We start from the raw sequence: 14,981 nt of genomic DNA, 5'->3' as shown, positions 1-14,981 counted from the left end.
GGCGCGACGGGCAGGGGCCTCGTCGTCCCGCCGCGCCCGAGTCCGCCGGTCCCGCTCATGACTCCGACGGAACGACTGTATGAAGTGGAATTTCCTGTTCGAGGGATTTTCCGCCGAATGAGTGCGTTAACGGGCTCTCCGTGCCTAATGTGACTCCTGGTGACGGCGCTTCGACGGGGAGTGGCTGTACGGGTGCGGGCCGAGGCTGTGCGGCCTGTACGGCGTGACGGCTTCGTTTCGGGCGCTGTTGGACACGGGCACGGCGAACACGGAGGGGTTGGTGCACATGGCTGTGGACGACAACGGTGCGGCACGCGGGATCCACACCACGGACGGCGCGGACGGCACGACCTGGGAACCCGACTGGGACGACGAGTACGCACCGGTGGTGAAGGCCGCCGGCCGCCAGATCAAGCTGTGGCGGGAGTCGGCCGGGCTGACCCAGCAGGAGCTGGGCGACGCCATCGGTTACAGCCTGGGCATGGTCTCGGCGGTCGAGCGCGCCAGGCGCCTGCCGCACCCGGACTTCCTGGGCAAGGCGGACCAGGTCGTGGGCGCGAGCGGCAAGCTCGCGGCGATGAAGAAGGACGTGGAGGAGGCCCGGTACCCGAAGAAGGTACGGGATCTGGCCAAGCTGGAGGCCGAAGTTGTTGAGATGGGCGGCTACAACAACCACAACATCCACGGTCTGTTGCAGACGGAGGAGTACGCGCGAGCACTGTTCAACATGAGGCGCCCGGCTCACTCCGAGGACGACCTCGAACGGTACGTGGCTGCTCGCATGGCCCGACAGGAGATCTTCAAGCGGAGGCCGACCCCGACACTGACCTTTGTCCAGGAAGAGGCGACGCTCCGGCGCCCGCTCGGGGGCAGAATGGTGCTGCGCCAACAGCTCGAACACCTGCTGGAGATCGGTCAGTTGCGGCACGTCGAGGTCCAGGTGATGCCGCTGGATCGTGAGGAGCATGCGGGGATGGGAGGTCAGCTTCAGGTGCTGAAGCTCAGGGACGGCACGGCGGTGGGCTACTGCGAGTCCCAGCTCAACACCCGCGTGGTCTCCGATCCGAAGGAAGTCCAGGTGCTTGAGCTGCGGTATGGCATCATCCGCGCCCAGGCTCTCAGCCCACGGGAGTCGCTGGCCTTCATCGAGAAACTGCTGGGAGAGATCACATGACGCTCAAGCCCTCCGCCGGAGACGGTTCCGCGCTGAACTGGGTCAAGAGCAGCTACAGCGGCAGCAACGACAACGACTGCGTTGAGGTCGCCGCCACCCCTGGCACCATCCACGTCCGCGACTCCAAGGACATACAGGGCCCGCGGCTCGCCTTCGCGCCTGGCGCCTGGGCCGACTTCCTGTCGCGCACGGCAGGTCGCTGACCTCAACCGCCCGCGTCCCGTGCCCGGCCCCGTGCCCGGCCCCGGCCGGGTGCGGGACGCGTCGCCGTGCGGCGGCTGGAAGAGTCTGCCCTGCCTTGTTCAGGCATCCGCCCAGGCGCCGAAGGCGCGGGCGGCGGCCGACACGGCCGCACCGGCGGTGCCGACGGACGCCCCGGGGCCGGCGGCCAGATCGAGCGCGAGGGGCGCGGCGTCCGCCGAGCCGTCCACGCGGATCCGGCAGTCGACCGAGGCCAGGGGCATCGCCGTGCCCGGCGGCGGGAGCACCGAGACGGCGAGTTCCGCCCCGCGCAGAGCCGCCCCGGCCTTCCCCAGAGAGCCGGATACCTCCCGCGCCAGGAGACCGGCGTTCTCCTCCAGCGAGGCGGGGTGCAGGTCGAACCGCTCGTCGAAGGTCACGGCCCCGAAGCCGCGCAGCGCCGTGACGCGGACGCCCAGCGTCCTGGCGCTGCGGACGCCGTGGCGGTGCAGGACGTAGACGGCGGTCATGGCCGCTCGCAGCGCCTCGGCCACCGGGCCGTCCCCGTCGCGGGGAATCCGCCACCGCCACCGGCGGCTCTCCAGGCGGTGCGGCGCCTGCCCGTGCGCCAGCGCTTCGAGCCCGGCACCCGGAGAATCGCCCAGCAGCCACCATCCGCCGTGATCCACGGCGAACAGGCGGCCCGCCTCGTCCACGGCGAGCAGCGAGTCGCCGTCCGTGCGGCCGAAGGGGAGGAGCCGTACGCCGAGCGCCTCGGCCAGTTCACCGAACACCTGGTGGGCGTGCCGGGCCAGAGCCGGATCGACGGTGGCCCCAGTGGCCGCGCAGTCCCTCCCCGCCCCGGCGGGCGGTATGCGCAGGCCGTGGAGCTCCCGGAGCGCCCGCTCCGCCGCGGGGAAGAGTTCCCACCGGGCCGGGTGCGGGCCCGAAGCCGGGGAGACCATGCTCAGCACTTCCAGCAGCGCCGTCATCGCCTGATCCGGTACGTCCCGGCCGGGGCTCCAGCCACCGGCCCGCAGCGCCGGGTGCTCCTCCACGGGTTCCATGGCGTCCACGAGATCCACGGGAGCTGCCCTCACGCGCTCAGGATCCGCACGGACAGCCTCTCCAGGAGGGCCGTGCACGAACGGCATGGCGGGGTCGGCTGCCCGTGCTCGGGGTCGCCCTGCTCGCGGATCTTCCGGCACATGATCGCCGATTCCTCGAAGTGCGGACGCGCCTCGTCGAGGGTGGTTGTACGGCCGTCCGCGCGCTCCTGGTCCAGACGCCACAACTGGTCGGAGACGAGCGCGGACTCGGCGCAGTAACCGATGAACGGCTCCCGGCGCTCCGGGGGGAGCGCGTCGAAGAACTCCCTTACCGCCGGATGCAGTTCGGGCCGCCCGTCCCCGGTCGGGTTCGTCTGGCTCACGACCGCGCCCCGGACGAGCAGGGAGGCGGCGACACCGGGAACACCGTCAGACATAGAAGTCCTCCGCATCCTGCATGTCCGCCGTCATGAAATTGGTGACGGCTTGCAGCGCATCATCGCCCAGGTAGTAGTTGCCCGTGTGGTGCATGAGGAAGAAGCGCCCTCTGCCGTCCACCAGCATGACGGCACCGTCATAGGTGTCGAAGCCCAACGGGAAGAGACTTTCCCCCAGTTCCCCGGAGAATTCCTCGATTCCTTCCGCTCCCCCCTTGTACGCAAAACCCGGCTTCGCCACGAAGTGGTTCTCGGGGCTGTCGTCAAAGAGGATTCTGAGCCCTCCGAAGCTCCGGATGAAGTCACGTGCAAACTCGGAGACAACGTAGGAGACGCCGTATTCGGCGGCCTGTTCCCTAGCCTTCTGGACGAGTACGTCCGCTTCGGCGCCGATGTCGCGCTCAGGACTCCACCCGTACCGGCGGAACCATGCCTCGGCCTCTTGCCGAGTGGAAGGAAATCTCATCGCCCCTCCGTCTTCCTCTTCCATCACTTGTGAGCCGTCACCCCGAGGATGGGAAGCATGTGCTCACAGGAACGACACGGCTTCTTGTAGTCACCATGAGTGAGGTTTTCCTCAGATGTCACGGACTCGCCGATCTGCCGGGTGTGGACCATTGCTCCCGACAGCGCTTCACGCGCGTCCTCCACCGTACGGATCTTCGACCCGTCAGGGTCGATCTGGTGCAGCCGGTCGGAAATGAGGGACACCTCCGCACACTTGCCATGCCCGGCTCCTGTCCTCTTCCCCTTTTCGGTGAGCTCGGTTTCCACCTGCTTCAACGCATCCGCGACGGCGGGGTGGGTTTCGGGGATCTTCATGCCGTGCTTCTTGGTGGTGCTGGTGTGCGAGGTGACGACACCGTCGTGCAGGAGGCTACCCGAGCACCCCGAGGTCAGCCGGTCCTTCCCGACCGGGTAGTCACCCTTCTCCCTCACCGGCTCGTCGCGCGCCGCGTTGGCCAGGGTCAGCGACTCCTCCTCCAGGACCCGTACACGCTCTTCCTGGGGCAGGTGGTCCACATGCAGTGCGTCGCCCCGGTGGTGCCGCATCTTTCCGGCGCTGCGCCCGTGCCAGTCGGGCTGCGGGTTCATGGGGCGGCGCTCGGGCCGCCCGTCGCCGCCGCCTCCGCCGCCCGGCGGCCCGCCTCCACCCGGCCCACCGCCGCTGGGACCCTTCCCCCCGCCGCCGTCGGTGCCGTCGCCGGGCTTGATCCTGTCGAAGGAGTCCTTGGTGCGGCGGTCGTTGTCCTTGTGGGAGTCGGCGATGCCGCGCACGCCCTTGGGCAGGGCGCCGCCGAGATGATCGCCGAGCTGCTTGGTGGCCTTCTCCAGGGCGTCCATGCCCCGGTCGGCGACCTCGTTGACGAGGTTGGCGATCTCGTCCCGGCCGCGGGTGCGGCCCTGGTGTCCGCGCGCCTTGCCCAGCCTGCCGGAGGTGCGGCCGTTGAGGGAGCCGGCGGCGGTGTTGAGCCTGGTCGCGGCCCGGTCGTGCTCGTCCTCGTCGATGTCCAGGGTGCCGATCAGCCCGCCCAGGCGAGGCGGGGCCGGCGGTCCGCCGTCGGCGGAGGCCAGGTTCCACCCCTGCTGGAGTCCCTCCTTGCCCGCGTCGCCGACCTTGTCCATGTCGACGCCGTCCTGGGTGCCCAGCCCGTTGGCGGCCAGCTGCACCACCAGCTCGGCGGCCATGTTCTCCAGCGCGGCCACCGCCGGCTCGGACATCGCGGTGACGATCTCCTCCACCGCCAGGTCGGCGGCCTCCTTCAGCGCCCGCTTGACCGCGATGCGGCACGCCTGGATCGCGCCCGCGCTCAGCAGGGTGGACAGCCCGGCGGTGAACGGGGCGGCGGCCAGTCCGATGCCGATGGAGGCGGCCAGCGCGATCAGCTCGCCGACCGCCACGGCCTTGCGGCCCGCGATCAGACCGGCCGCCCCGTCCAGCGCGTCGGCCAGCACCCGGGCGGCATCGCCCAGATCCTTCATGTGCTTGCCGTTGACCTTGCCCCAGTAGCCGTTCAGCGCGCTCAGCGCCTCGCTCTGCCCGGAGGAGATCAGCCGCTCCATGCCCTTGTGCGCGGCCTGGGCGTCCTCGTCGACGTCGTCGGCGAAGTCCCGCAGCTCCTTGGCCATGTCGCGGTAGTCGTCCTCGTCGACGTTGGGCCAGCCCACTCCGATGATGTCGAGCATCGCGTCGGCGCCCTCGGGCAGCACATATCCCACAGCCCAACTCCCCCCGTAAACCGATCAGTTCACACTGTGGTCGTACGGTCATCATGCCGCAGAGGGGTGACACGGAGCCTCCGGGAAACCTCCGGGGGGCTCCTGGGCGGAACGGTCCGGCCACACCGGCGTCCGGGAGTGAGCGGCGGTGGTACGGCAGGGGCCGGTGGGGCCACCGGGGCGGGCCCGCCGGGGGCCGGGCCGCGCGATCGGGTCCCGTCGGCGGGCGGATCATGGCCGGTTCCGGCGTGCGCCGGGGCGTGCGCGGGCGGGTCTCACGAGCCGCCGGGCGAGGGGGTGCGCGCCGGGGCGCACAACGTCTCACGTCATCGCGCCGCCGGTCTGTCAGGGGCGCCCGGCGGGGGCCGTCGGAGACCGGTTCCTTCCCGGGCGCAAGCTCCTGTTGTCGCCAGTGAGGAGAGGCCGGATTCCGCCCGGTGTCCTTGTGGCCGGAGTGTGAGTACCTGAGCCTTGGCCTTCACATTTCCCACCACTCTGGAGGTTTGTCATGCCCCAGGCAACTCTGACGCGGGCCGACGAGATCGTCGCCGCCTGGCTCGACGGCGCGGAGAACTCCCACGGCGAACCCAACCCGGCCGGCCCGCTGTACGTGGGCGGCGCCGCCACCGAGGCCGCGCTGGTGGACGCCACCGACGCCCTGTTCACCGCGTGCAGCAGCTGCACCGGCTCGTTGACCACCTTCTGCTGCTGACCGGCGCCACCACCGCCCCGGACGGCGCCGTGCCGCCGTCCGGGGCACCACCGGAGGACCCCGCCGCGGCACGGCCGCGGACACCGACAGGAGCGAGCAGGCGATGACAGACGTCACCGGCAGGCAGGACATCCCGGCCGAGACCGGCCACTTCGAGGCGCCGGTGGCCGCCTGGACCGCCGGCTTCCCCGCCGAGCTGCGCCGCCGCCTGGCGGCCGTACCCGGCCTGAGCGACGCGGAGCGGACCCTGATCGCGGCCACCGCACGCACCGCCCAGCTCGCCTCCCTGCAACGCAAGCTCAACCGGCTCCTGCTGCTGGAACTGCGGGCCCAGAGCCTTACGGGCGCCCTCCCCGGCGCGGACGGCCGCGAACGCTGGGCGGCCTTCCAGGAACGGGCCCGGAGCCCCGAGTTCCGTGAACGACTGGAGGCCCGGTACCCCGGACTCGGCGAGCGCGTGGCACGCGCCACCGCCCCCCTGGCCGACGCCGCCGCCGAACTCGCCCGGCGCCTGGCCGGCGACCGCGACCGGCTCCCCGCACTCCTGGGCCGCCCCGCCGGGCGGCTGACGGCCCTCCGCCTCGGGGCGGGCGACCCCCACCGGGGCGGGCGCACCGTCGCCCAGCTCACCTTCGAGGGCGGCAGCGTGATGTACAAGCCGCGCCCCCTGGACACCGACACCGCGCTGGAGCACCTGCTCGTCCGCCTCTGGTCGCACCCCGGCGCGCCCTCCGGCCCCCGCCCGCGCACCCCGCGTGCGCTTCTGCGCGACGGCTACGGCTGGACCGCCCACGTCCCGCACCGCTACTGCGCCGACGAGGCCGAACTCGCGCAGTACTACCGCACCCTGGGCCACTGGCTGGCCCTGATGCGCCTGACCGGCGGCACCGACCTGCACGCCGAGAACCTCATCGCCCACGGCCCCGAGCCCGTCGTGGTGGACGCCGAATGCCTGTTCACCCGGGACGTCCCGCCCGCCGAGGACAGCGGGCGCGGGGCCGCCGTGGACGCCGCCGCCGCCGTCATCCGGCGCACCGTGCTGCGCACCGGCATCCTGCCGACCCGGATGGGCGGTTACGCCATGGGCGGCACCGACCTCTCGGCGGCCGGGGCGATCCCCGGACAGCAGCCCCTGATACCGGTGCCCGTCATCACCGGCGGCGGCACCGACGGCGCCCGGATGGACACCGAACTCATCGCACCGCCGCCCTCGGCGAACCTGCCCGCCGCCGAACCGGCCCTGTTCCGGCACTGGGACCGGGTGCTCGACGGATTCCGCGAACTGACCGCCCACCTGCACCGGATGGACTCCGAGGGCGGCGGACTGCCCGAACTGCTGCGGCCGTTCACCGGCTGTCGGGTCCGGAACCTGCGCCGCGGCACCCAGGCGTACGTCGACATCGGCCGGATGCTGTGGCACCCGGCCTCCCTGCACCGGCCGGAGGAGGCCCGGCAGCGGGCCCGCGAGGTACTGCTCGGCAACGCCCGGGCCCTGCCCGGCGCGCCCGACTCCCCCGAGATCATCGAATCGGAGATCGAGGACCTGCTCACCGGCGACATCCCGGTGTTCACCGCCGTGGTGGACGAGGCGACGATCCGGCACGCGGTGGCGGACTGGCGCGGCGCGGACCTCCGGATGGAGGAATCCGTCATCCAGGGCGCCCTGGTGGGCGCCTACCTCAACGAACGCACCCTGCCGCCCCGCGTACGGGCGGACCTGCCCGCCCCCCGGCACGACCGACTGGAGCGGCGCCGGCGCGCCATGGCGGCGGGGCTCGTGCGGACCCTGTGCGAGGAGGCCGTCACCGGCGAGGACTCCACCGCCACCTGGGTGAGCCCGGTGCTCACCGGCGTCGGCTGGGCCATCCGCCCGCTGGCGGCCGATCTGTACACCGGGCAGGGCGGCGTCGCGGTCGCCCTGGCCGGATACCTGCGGGAGGTGCGGCGCGGCCGGGCCGACCCCGTACCCGGGCTCGAAGGCGTACTGGAGGGCGCGCTGCGCGTACTGGCCGCCACCGAGGACACCACGGCCACCGCCTTCATCGGCGGCTACACCGGTATCGCCTCCCAGGTGTGGACGTGGACCGAGCTGCACGGGCTGCTCGGCGACGAGGCCCACCTGGCCCGCGCCCGGCTCCGCGCCGCCGCGCTCACCCCCGAACTGCTCGACGAGGACACCGACCTCGACATCCTCGGCGGCGCCGCCGGGGTGATCGTCCCGCTGCTGAACCTCGCGCACCTCACCGGCGAGGAGAGGTGGCTGGCCACCGCCGCCCGCGCGGCCCGCCGCCTGGAACGCACCGCCGTCCGCGACGACCGCGGAGCCCGCTGGTCCACCGCGCTCTTCGCCGAGGGCATCGGCGGCTTCGCCCACGGCGCCACCGGCATGGGCTGGGCGCTGCACCGCCTCGCCCTCGGCGAGGCCGGCACCGACGCCGACCGCCGCCGCTGGCGCGAGCTGGCCGGGGCCGCCCTGTCCTACGAGGAGTCGCTGTGGGACCCGGCGGCCGGCAACTGGCACGACGCCCGCATCGGCAGCCAACAGGACCACGCCACCGCCTGGTGCCACGGCAGCACCGGCATCGGCCTGGCAGCCGTGGACCTCTACCACCGCACCGGGGACCGCGCCCACCTGGTCAACGCCCACCGCGCGGCGGCGGCCGGCCTGGCCGACGGCTTCGGCTGGAGCCACACCCTGTGCCACGGCGATCTGGGACTCGTCGAGCTGCTCACCCACCTGCGCGCCCTGCCCGCGCCCGCGCCCGACCCCGGCGCCGCGCCCGTCCCGCCCCCGGTCCGCGTCCCCGACACCCGGGACCTGCTGGCCCGGCTGCTCACCGACCTCGAACACCGCGGCCCGGTCGGCGGACTGGCCCGGGAGTCCTTCTCCCCGGGGCTGATGCCCGGCCTCGGCGGGGTCCTGCACCTGCTGCTCCGCCTCACCCCGGACGCCACCGGCCCCGGACGCCCCCGCACCCCGCTGCTCCTCACCGCTCCCGAGGGCCTGAGCCCGCGCTAGGGAACGGCGTCCAGGGGGTGGCCGCGGGCGGGTGCGCAGGATTCGGCGGCGTTCCGGCGGGGTAACGTGATGGGTCCGATTGGCATCGGCGATGCCCCGTGTGGCAGACTGTCCGGGTTGCTCGGTTGAGTGCCGATGCTGCGCGCCTCCCGCCGGGAGGACCGGAAGCGAGTCCCAATGTATTCGTCGCCCCTCGTCAGGGGCGGAAGTACGGGAATCTTCCGGGAAGCGTGGGCGGGGTACCGACCAGGCGCCCGGTGGGTTTCCTCCCCCGGTTCCGCGGTCTCGCGCACCGCATCCCCGAGCAGGGAAATTCAAGGATTTCCATGGTGGCGGGAATGCGACACGCCCGACCGCGTGGGTCGGAGGAGAGCGTGGTCCCACCGGGTCCCGGAGCGTGACGAGAGACAGGACTACGAAGTAGCCATGGCGGGACAGAAGATCCGCATCCGGCTCAAGGCCTACGACCACGAGGTCATCGACACCTCGGCGAAGAAGATCGTCGAGACGGTGACCCGTACTGGTGCGTCGGTCGCGGGCCCGGTGCCGCTGCCCACAGAGAAGAACGTGTACTGCGTCATCAAGTCGCCGCACAAGTACAAGGACTCGCGCGAGCACTTCGAGATGCGTACCCACAAGCGCCTGATCGACATCCTCGACCCGACGCCCAAGACCGTTGACTCGCTGATGCGCCTGGACCTGCCGGCCGGCGTCGACATCGAGATCAAGCTCTGAGAGGCGCGGTAGAGATGACCACCAAGCAGATCAAGGGTGTCCTGGGCGAGAAGCTCGGCATGACCCAGGTCTGGGACGAGAACAACCGTGTCGTCCCGGTCACCGTCGTCAAGGCCGGCCCCTGCATCGTCACCCAGGTGCGCACCGCAGACAAGGACGGCTACGAGGCCGTCCAGATCGCCTTCGGCGAGATCGACCCGCGCAAGGTGAACAAGCCCCTCAAGGGTCACTTCGCCAAGGCCGACGTCACCCCGCGCCGCCACCTGGTGGAGCTGCGTACCGCCGACGCCGGCGAGTACACGCTCGGCCAGGAGGTCACCGCCGAGGTGTTCGAGTCGGGCGTGAAGGTCGACGTCACCGGCAAGAGCAAGGGCAAGGGCACCGCCGGTGTCATGAAGCGCCACGGCTTCGCCGGTCTCGGCGCCGGCCACGGCACGCAGCGCAAGCACCGCTCTCCCGGCTCCATCGGTGGCTGCGCCACCCCGGGCCGTGTGTTCAAGGGCCTGCGCATGGCCGGCCGCATGGGCAACGAGCGGGTCACCACCCAGAACCTGACCGTCCACGCCGTTGACGCGGAGAAGGGCCTGCTGCTCATCAAGGGCGCGGTTCCCGGTCCGAACGGCGGCCTCGTCCTGGTCCGTACCGCGGCCAAGGGGGCCTGAGGGTAAACCATGAGCACTCCCACCGTTGACATCCTTTCGCCGGCGGGCGACAAGGCCGGGACCGTCGAGCTCCCCGCGGAGATCTTCGACACACAGGTCAGCATTCCGCTGATCCACCAGGTCGTCGTCGCACAGCTGGCCGCTGCCCGTCAGGGCACGCACAAGACCAAGACCCGCGGCGAGGTCCGCGGCGGCGGCAAGAAGCCGTACCGCCAGAAGGGCACCGGCCGCGCCCGCCAGGGTTCGACCCGCGCCCCGCAGTTCGCGGGCGGTGGCGTCGTGCACGGCCCCGTGCCGCGCGACTACTCGCAGCGGACCCCGAAGAAGATGAAGGCCGCCGCCCTGCGCGGCGCCCTCTCCGACCGGGCGCGCCACGGCCGCGTCCACGTCGTGACCGGCGTGGTCGAGGGCGAGATCTCCACCAAGGCCGCCAAGGCCCTGTTCGGCAAGATCAGCGAGCGCAAGAACGTGCTCCTGGTCGCCGAGCGGAGCGACGAGGCCGCGTGGCTGTCCGCCCGCAACCTGCCCCAGGTCCACATCCTGGAGCCGGGCCAGCTGAACACCTACGACGTGCTCGTCTCCGACGACGTGGTCTTCACCAAGGCCGCCCTCGACAGCTTCGTGGCCGGCCGCAAGGCCGCCCAGCACGAAGGGAGCGAGGCCTGATGGCCGAGACCACCGTCACCAGCAAGACCTTCTCCGACCCCCGCGACATCCTCGTGAAGCCGGTGGTCTCCGAGAAGAGCTACGCGCTGCTGGACGAGAACAAGTACACGTTCGTCGTCGACCCGCGTGCCAACAAGACCCAGATCAAGCAGGCCGTCGAGACGGTCTTCTCGGTCAAGGTCACCGGGGTCAACACGATCAACCGCCAGGGCAAGCGCAAGCGCACCCGCACCGGTTACGGCAAGCGCGCCGACTCCAAGCGCGCCATCGTGACCCTCGCCGAGGGCGACCGTATCGACATCTTCGGCGGTCCGGTCTCCTAAGGGAGGTCGTACCGTCCGATATCGGACGAGGACTGAGAAATGGGTATCCGCAAGTACAAGCCGACGACCCCGGGCCGTCGTGGCTCCAGCGTCGCCGACTTCGTCGAGATCACGCGGTCCACGCCGGAGAAGTCGCTGGTCCGCCCCCTGCACAGCAAGGGCGGCCGTAACAACACCGGTCGTGTGACCGTCCGCCACCAGGGCGGCGGCCACAAGCGCGCCTACCGCGTGATCGACTTCCGTCGTCACGACAAGGACGGCGTGCCGGCCAAGGTCGCGCACATCGAGTACGACCCCAACCGCACCGCGCGCATCGCGCTGCTGCACTACGTCGACGGCGAGAAGCGCTACATCCTCGCGCCGGCCGGCATGAAGCAGGGCGACCGCGTCGAGAACGGCCCCGGCGCCGACATCAAGCCGGGCAACAACCTCGCGCTGCGCAACATCCCGGTCGGTACGACCATCCACGCCATCGAGCTGCGGCCCGGCGGCGGCGCGAAGTTCGCCCGCTCCGCGGGCGCCTCCGTGCAGCTGCTGGCGAAGGAGGGCCGCATGGCCCACCTGCGCATGCCGTCCGGTGAGATCCGCCTGGTCGACGTCCGCTGCCGCGCCACCGTCGGCGAGGTCGGCAACGCCGAGCAGTCGAACATCAACTGGGGCAAGGCCGGCCGCATGCGCTGGAAGGGCGTCCGCCCGACCGTCCGCGGTGTGGTCATGAACCCGGTCGACCACCCGCACGGTGGTGGTGAGGGCAAGACCTCCGGTGGTCGTCACCCGGTCTCGCCGTGGGGCAAGAAGGAAGGACGTACTCGCTCGCCGAAGAAGGCCAGCAACAAGTACATCGTCCGCCGCCGCAAGACGAACAAGAAGCGCTAGGAGGCGGGTTTTCGATGCCGCGCAGTCTCAAGAAGGGGCCTTTCGTCGACGACCACCTGATCAAGAAGGTGGACGTACAGAACGACGCAGGCACCAAGAACGTCATCAAGACCTGGTCCCGCCGCTCCATGATCGTCCCGGCCATGCTGGGCCACACGATCGCGGTGCACGACGGCCGCAAGCACGTCCCGGTGTTCGTCACCGAGTCGATGGTCGGCCACAAGCTCGGCGAGTTCGCGCCGACCCGCACCTTCCGCGGCCACGAGAAGGACGACCGCAAGTCGCGTCGTCGCTGATGTGCGGAAGTAGCGAAGACCTATGACTGACACCGAAGGGACAACCATGGAAGCCAGGGCCCAGGCGCGGTACATCCGCGTCACGCCCATGAAGGCCCGCCGCGTGGTGGACCTCATCCGTGGCATGGACGCCACGGAGGCTCAGGCGGTCCTGCGTTTCGCCCCGCAGGCCGCGAGCGTGCCCGTCGGCAAGGTGCTCGACAGCGCCATCGCCAACGCCGCGCACAACTACGACCACACGGACGTCGACAGCCTCTTCATCTCCGAGGCCTACGTCGACGAGGGCCCGACCCTGAAGCGGTTCCGGCCGCGCGCCCAGGGCCGCGCCTACCGGATCCGTAAGCGGACCAGCCACATCACGGTGGTCGTCAGCAGCAAGGAAGGAACCCGGTAATGGGGCAGAAGGTCAACCCGCACGGGTTCCGGCTCGGCATCACCACGGACTTCAAGTCCCGCTGGTACGCCGACAAGCTGTACAAGGACTACATCAAGGAAGACGTCGAGATCCGCCGCCTGCTCACGCAGGGCATGGAGCGGGCCGGCATCTCCAAGGTGGAGATCGAGCGCACCCGTGACCGCGTCCGCGTCGACGTTCACACCGCCCGTCCGGGCATCGTGATCGGCCGCCGCGGCGCCGAGGCGGAGCGCATCCGCGGTCGGCTGGAGAAGCTGACCGGCAAGCAGATCCAGTTCAACATCCTCGAGGTCAAGAACCCGGAGACGGACGCTCAGCTGGTGGCCCAGGCCGTCGCCGAGCAGCTGTCCTCCCGCGTCTCCTTCCGCCGTGCGATGCGCAAGTCGATGCAGAGCACGATGAAGGCCGGCGCCAAGGGCATCAAGATCCAGTGCGGTGGCCGCCTCGGCGGCGCCGAGATGTCCCGCTCGGAGTTCTACCGCGAGGGCCGGGTTCCCCTGCACACCCTGCGCGCCAACGTCGACTACGGCTTCTTCGAGGCCAAGACGACCTTCGGCCGGATCGGTGTGAAGGTCTGGATCTACAAGGGCGACGTCAAGAACATCGCCGAGGTCCGCGCCGAGAACGCCGCCGCCCGCGCCGGCAACCGCCCGTCGCGCGGTGGCAGCGACCGCCCGCGCCGCGGTGGCGAGCGCGGCGGCCGCGGCCGCAAGCCGCAGCAGGAGCGGAACGAGGCGCCCAAGGCCGCCGAGGGCACCGCTGCCGCTCCGGCCGCCGAGAGCACCGGCTCTGCCGGGAAGGAGGCCTGACCGTCATGCTGATCCCCCGCAGGGTCAAGCACCGCAAGCAGCACCACCCGAAGCGCAAGGGCATGGCCAAGGGCGGCACCGAGGTTGCTTTCGGCGAGTACGGCATCCAGGCCGTGACCGCTGCCTACGTGACGAACCGGCAGATCGAGGCAGCTCGTATCTCCATGACCCGTCACATCAAGCGTGGCGGCAAGGTGTGGATCAACATCTACCCGGACCGTCCGCTGACCAAGAAGCCCGCCGAGACCCGCATGGGTTCCGGTAAGGGTTCGCCGGAGTGGTGGGTCGCGAACGTCAAGCCCGGCCGGGTGATGTTCGAGCTGTCCTACCCGAACGAGAAGATTGCTCGTGAGGCGCTCACCCGCGCTGCTCACAAGCTTCCGATGAAGTGCCGGATCGTGCGGCGCGAGGCAGGTGAGTCGTGATGGCGGCCGGTACCAAGGCGAGCGAGCTGCGCGAGCTCGGCGACGAGGAGCTCGTCGTGAAGCTGCGCGAGGCCAAGGAGGAGCTGTTCAAGCTCCGTTTCCAGGCGGCGACCGGACAGCTGGAGAACAACGGCCGGCTGAAGGCCGTCCGCAAGGACATCGCCCGGATCTACACCCTGATGCGTGAGCGCGAGCTCGGCATCGAGACGGTGGAGAGCGCCTGATGAGCGAGACGAATGTGACTGAGACTGCAGAGCAGAACCGCGGCTTCCGCAAGACCCGTGAGGGTCTGGTCGTCAGCGACAAGATGGACAAGACCGTTGTCGTCGCCGTCGAGGACCGCGTCAAGCACGCCCTGTACGGCAAGGTCATCCGCCGTACGAACAAGCTCAAGGCGCACGACGAGCAGAACGCCGCGGGTGTCGGCGACCGCGTCCTCCTGATGGAGACCCGGCCGCTGTCCGCGACGAAGCGCTGGCGCGTCGTCGAGATCCTCGAGAAGGCCAAGTAATTCCCGAGATCCCTTCTCGGGACGAGTTCCGCCAGGCTCGGCGAGGTGCGCGCGGTGAGCGCGCACCCGCCGGGAACCGGCAGACGATCAGGAGATAGACGTGATCCAGCAGGAGTCGCGGCTGCGTGTCGCCGACAACACGGGCGCGAAGGAGATCCTTTGCATCCGTGTTCTCGGTGGCTCCGGCCGCCGCTACGCGGGTATCGGGGATGTCATCGTCGCCACCGTCAAGGACGCGATCCCCGGTGGCAACGTGAAGAAGGGCGACGTCGTCAAGGCCGTCGTCGTGCGCACCGTCAAGGAGCGCCGCCGCCCCGACGGCTCGTACATCCGCTTCGACGAGAACGCCGCCGTCATCCTCAAGAACGACGGCGACCCCCGCGGCACCCGTATCTTCGGCCCCGTCGGCCGTGAGCTGCGCGAGAAGAAGTTCATGAAGATCATCTCGCTCGCGCCGGAGGTGCTGTAACCG

General features: G+C 70.6%; 20 protein-coding genes. 16 read left to right on the top strand and 4 right to left on the bottom strand.

Annotation, left to right across the window (positions count from 1 at the left end; translation table 11 throughout):
• Nucleotides 1-286 precede the first annotated feature (286 nt).
• Both BM237_RS22075 and BM237_RS22070 read left to right on the top strand, forming a co-directional pair.
• A complete protein-coding gene (locus BM237_RS22075) occupies nucleotides 287-1,174 on the top strand; it encodes a helix-turn-helix domain-containing protein (RefSeq protein ID WP_093851467.1) in 888 nt (295 codons plus the stop codon).
• The gene (locus BM237_RS22070) at nucleotides 1,171-1,377 is read left to right on the top strand and encodes a DUF397 domain-containing protein (RefSeq protein ID WP_093851466.1); all 207 of its coding nucleotides are present in this window, start codon (nucleotides 1,171-1,173) and stop codon (nucleotides 1,375-1,377) included. Before BM237_RS22075 ends, BM237_RS22070 begins: the two co-directional genes overlap by 4 nt.
• A 99-nt stretch (nucleotides 1,378-1,476) precedes the next feature.
• Here the strand turns inward: BM237_RS22070 and BM237_RS22065 are convergent, their stop codons facing one another.
• From BM237_RS22065 to BM237_RS22050, 4 genes are read right to left on the bottom strand one after another with little or no spacing between them, the layout of a single operon-like run.
• On the bottom strand, nucleotides 1,477-2,454 hold the full coding sequence (locus tag BM237_RS22065; protein WP_245793911.1) for an SUKH-3 domain-containing protein: 978 nt from the start codon (nucleotides 2,452-2,454) through the stop codon (nucleotides 1,477-1,479).
• On the bottom strand, nucleotides 2,451-2,840 hold the full coding sequence (locus BM237_RS22060; protein ID WP_093851465.1) for a YwqJ-related putative deaminase: 390 nt from the start codon (nucleotides 2,838-2,840) through the stop codon (nucleotides 2,451-2,453). Before BM237_RS22060 ends, BM237_RS22065 begins: the two co-directional genes overlap by 4 nt.
• Nucleotides 2,833-3,330: an SUKH-3 domain-containing protein gene (locus tag BM237_RS22055; RefSeq protein ID WP_245793920.1), complete on the bottom strand. Its 498-nt coding sequence runs from the start codon at nucleotides 3,328-3,330 to the stop codon at nucleotides 2,833-2,835. Before BM237_RS22055 ends, BM237_RS22060 begins: the two co-directional genes overlap by 8 nt.
• Nucleotides 3,330-5,060 carry a YwqJ-related putative deaminase gene (locus tag BM237_RS22050; RefSeq protein ID WP_093851463.1) on the bottom strand — a complete coding sequence of 577 codons (1,731 nt, stop codon included), beginning with the start codon at nucleotides 5,058-5,060 and terminating at the stop codon, nucleotides 3,330-3,332. The genes BM237_RS22055 and BM237_RS22050 overlap by 1 nt, the downstream gene beginning before the upstream one ends.
• 508 nt (nucleotides 5,061-5,568) lie before the next feature.
• Here BM237_RS22050 and BM237_RS22045 point away from each other — a divergent pair.
• The 14 genes from BM237_RS22045 to rplN all read left to right on the top strand — a co-directional run bounded on the left by BM237_RS22045 (nucleotide 5,569) and on the right by rplN (nucleotide 14,978).
• Entirely contained in the window at nucleotides 5,569-5,772 is a 204-nt protein-coding gene (locus BM237_RS22045; protein WP_093851462.1) for a DUF6229 family protein, read from the top strand.
• A gap of 103 nt (nucleotides 5,773-5,875) precedes the next feature.
• A complete protein-coding gene (locus tag BM237_RS22040; protein WP_093851461.1) occupies nucleotides 5,876-8,791 on the top strand; it encodes a type 2 lanthipeptide synthetase LanM family protein in 2,916 nt (971 codons plus the stop codon).
• Between the two features lie 426 nt (nucleotides 8,792-9,217).
• Complete coding sequence (rpsJ, locus tag BM237_RS22035) at nucleotides 9,218-9,526, top strand: 30S ribosomal protein S10 (protein ID WP_004571821.1); 309 nt, start codon at nucleotides 9,218-9,220, stop codon at nucleotides 9,524-9,526.
• Between the two features lie 14 nt (nucleotides 9,527-9,540).
• Nucleotides 9,541-10,188, top strand: coding sequence for a 50S ribosomal protein L3 (gene rplC, locus BM237_RS22030; RefSeq protein ID WP_093851460.1), 648 nt, complete (start codon nucleotides 9,541-9,543; stop codon nucleotides 10,186-10,188).
• A gap of 9 nt (nucleotides 10,189-10,197) precedes the next feature.
• The gene (rplD, locus tag BM237_RS22025; protein ID WP_093851459.1) at nucleotides 10,198-10,854 is read left to right on the top strand and encodes a 50S ribosomal protein L4; all 657 of its coding nucleotides are present in this window, start codon (nucleotides 10,198-10,200) and stop codon (nucleotides 10,852-10,854) included.
• Nucleotides 10,854-11,177 (top strand): 50S ribosomal protein L23, encoded by a 324-nt coding sequence (gene rplW / locus BM237_RS22020; RefSeq protein ID WP_093851458.1) that lies wholly within the window; start codon nucleotides 10,854-10,856, stop codon nucleotides 11,175-11,177. The genes rplD and rplW overlap by 1 nt, the downstream gene beginning before the upstream one ends.
• 39 nt (nucleotides 11,178-11,216) lie before the next feature.
• Nucleotides 11,217-12,053: a 50S ribosomal protein L2 gene (gene rplB / locus BM237_RS22015; protein WP_093851457.1), complete on the top strand. Its 837-nt coding sequence runs from the start codon at nucleotides 11,217-11,219 to the stop codon at nucleotides 12,051-12,053.
• Nucleotides 12,054-12,067: 14 nt separating this feature from the next.
• Nucleotides 12,068-12,349: a 30S ribosomal protein S19 gene (gene rpsS, locus BM237_RS22010; RefSeq protein WP_093851456.1), complete on the top strand. Its 282-nt coding sequence runs from the start codon at nucleotides 12,068-12,070 to the stop codon at nucleotides 12,347-12,349.
• A 46-nt stretch (nucleotides 12,350-12,395) separates the two neighbouring features.
• The gene (rplV, locus tag BM237_RS22005; RefSeq protein ID WP_006130776.1) at nucleotides 12,396-12,743 is read left to right on the top strand and encodes a 50S ribosomal protein L22; all 348 of its coding nucleotides are present in this window, start codon (nucleotides 12,396-12,398) and stop codon (nucleotides 12,741-12,743) included.
• A complete protein-coding gene (gene rpsC, locus BM237_RS22000) occupies nucleotides 12,743-13,573 on the top strand; it encodes a 30S ribosomal protein S3 (protein ID WP_093851455.1) in 831 nt (276 codons plus the stop codon). Before rplV ends, rpsC begins: the two co-directional genes overlap by 1 nt.
• 5 nt (nucleotides 13,574-13,578) lie before the next feature.
• The gene (gene rplP / locus BM237_RS21995; protein WP_093660605.1) at nucleotides 13,579-13,998 is read left to right on the top strand and encodes a 50S ribosomal protein L16; all 420 of its coding nucleotides are present in this window, start codon (nucleotides 13,579-13,581) and stop codon (nucleotides 13,996-13,998) included.
• On the top strand, nucleotides 13,998-14,222 hold the full coding sequence (rpmC, locus tag BM237_RS21990) for a 50S ribosomal protein L29 (RefSeq protein WP_093851454.1): 225 nt from the start codon (nucleotides 13,998-14,000) through the stop codon (nucleotides 14,220-14,222). Before rplP ends, rpmC begins: the two co-directional genes overlap by 1 nt.
• Nucleotides 14,222-14,509 carry a 30S ribosomal protein S17 gene (gene rpsQ, locus BM237_RS21985; protein ID WP_093660607.1) on the top strand — a complete coding sequence of 96 codons (288 nt, stop codon included), beginning with the start codon at nucleotides 14,222-14,224 and terminating at the stop codon, nucleotides 14,507-14,509. Before rpmC ends, rpsQ begins: the two co-directional genes overlap by 1 nt.
• A 100-nt stretch (nucleotides 14,510-14,609) precedes the next feature.
• Nucleotides 14,610-14,978, top strand: coding sequence for a 50S ribosomal protein L14 (rplN, locus tag BM237_RS21980; protein WP_055718836.1), 369 nt, complete (start codon nucleotides 14,610-14,612; stop codon nucleotides 14,976-14,978).
• Nucleotides 14,979-14,981: the final 3 nt, after the last annotated feature.

This window comes from Streptomyces mangrovi (assembly GCF_900114215.1).
Classification (GTDB): domain Bacteria; phylum Actinomycetota; class Actinomycetes; order Streptomycetales; family Streptomycetaceae; genus Streptomyces; species Streptomyces barkulensis.
The sequence above is the reverse complement of the archived record's forward strand: the minus strand, read 5'-3'. Positions and strand labels throughout refer to the sequence as shown.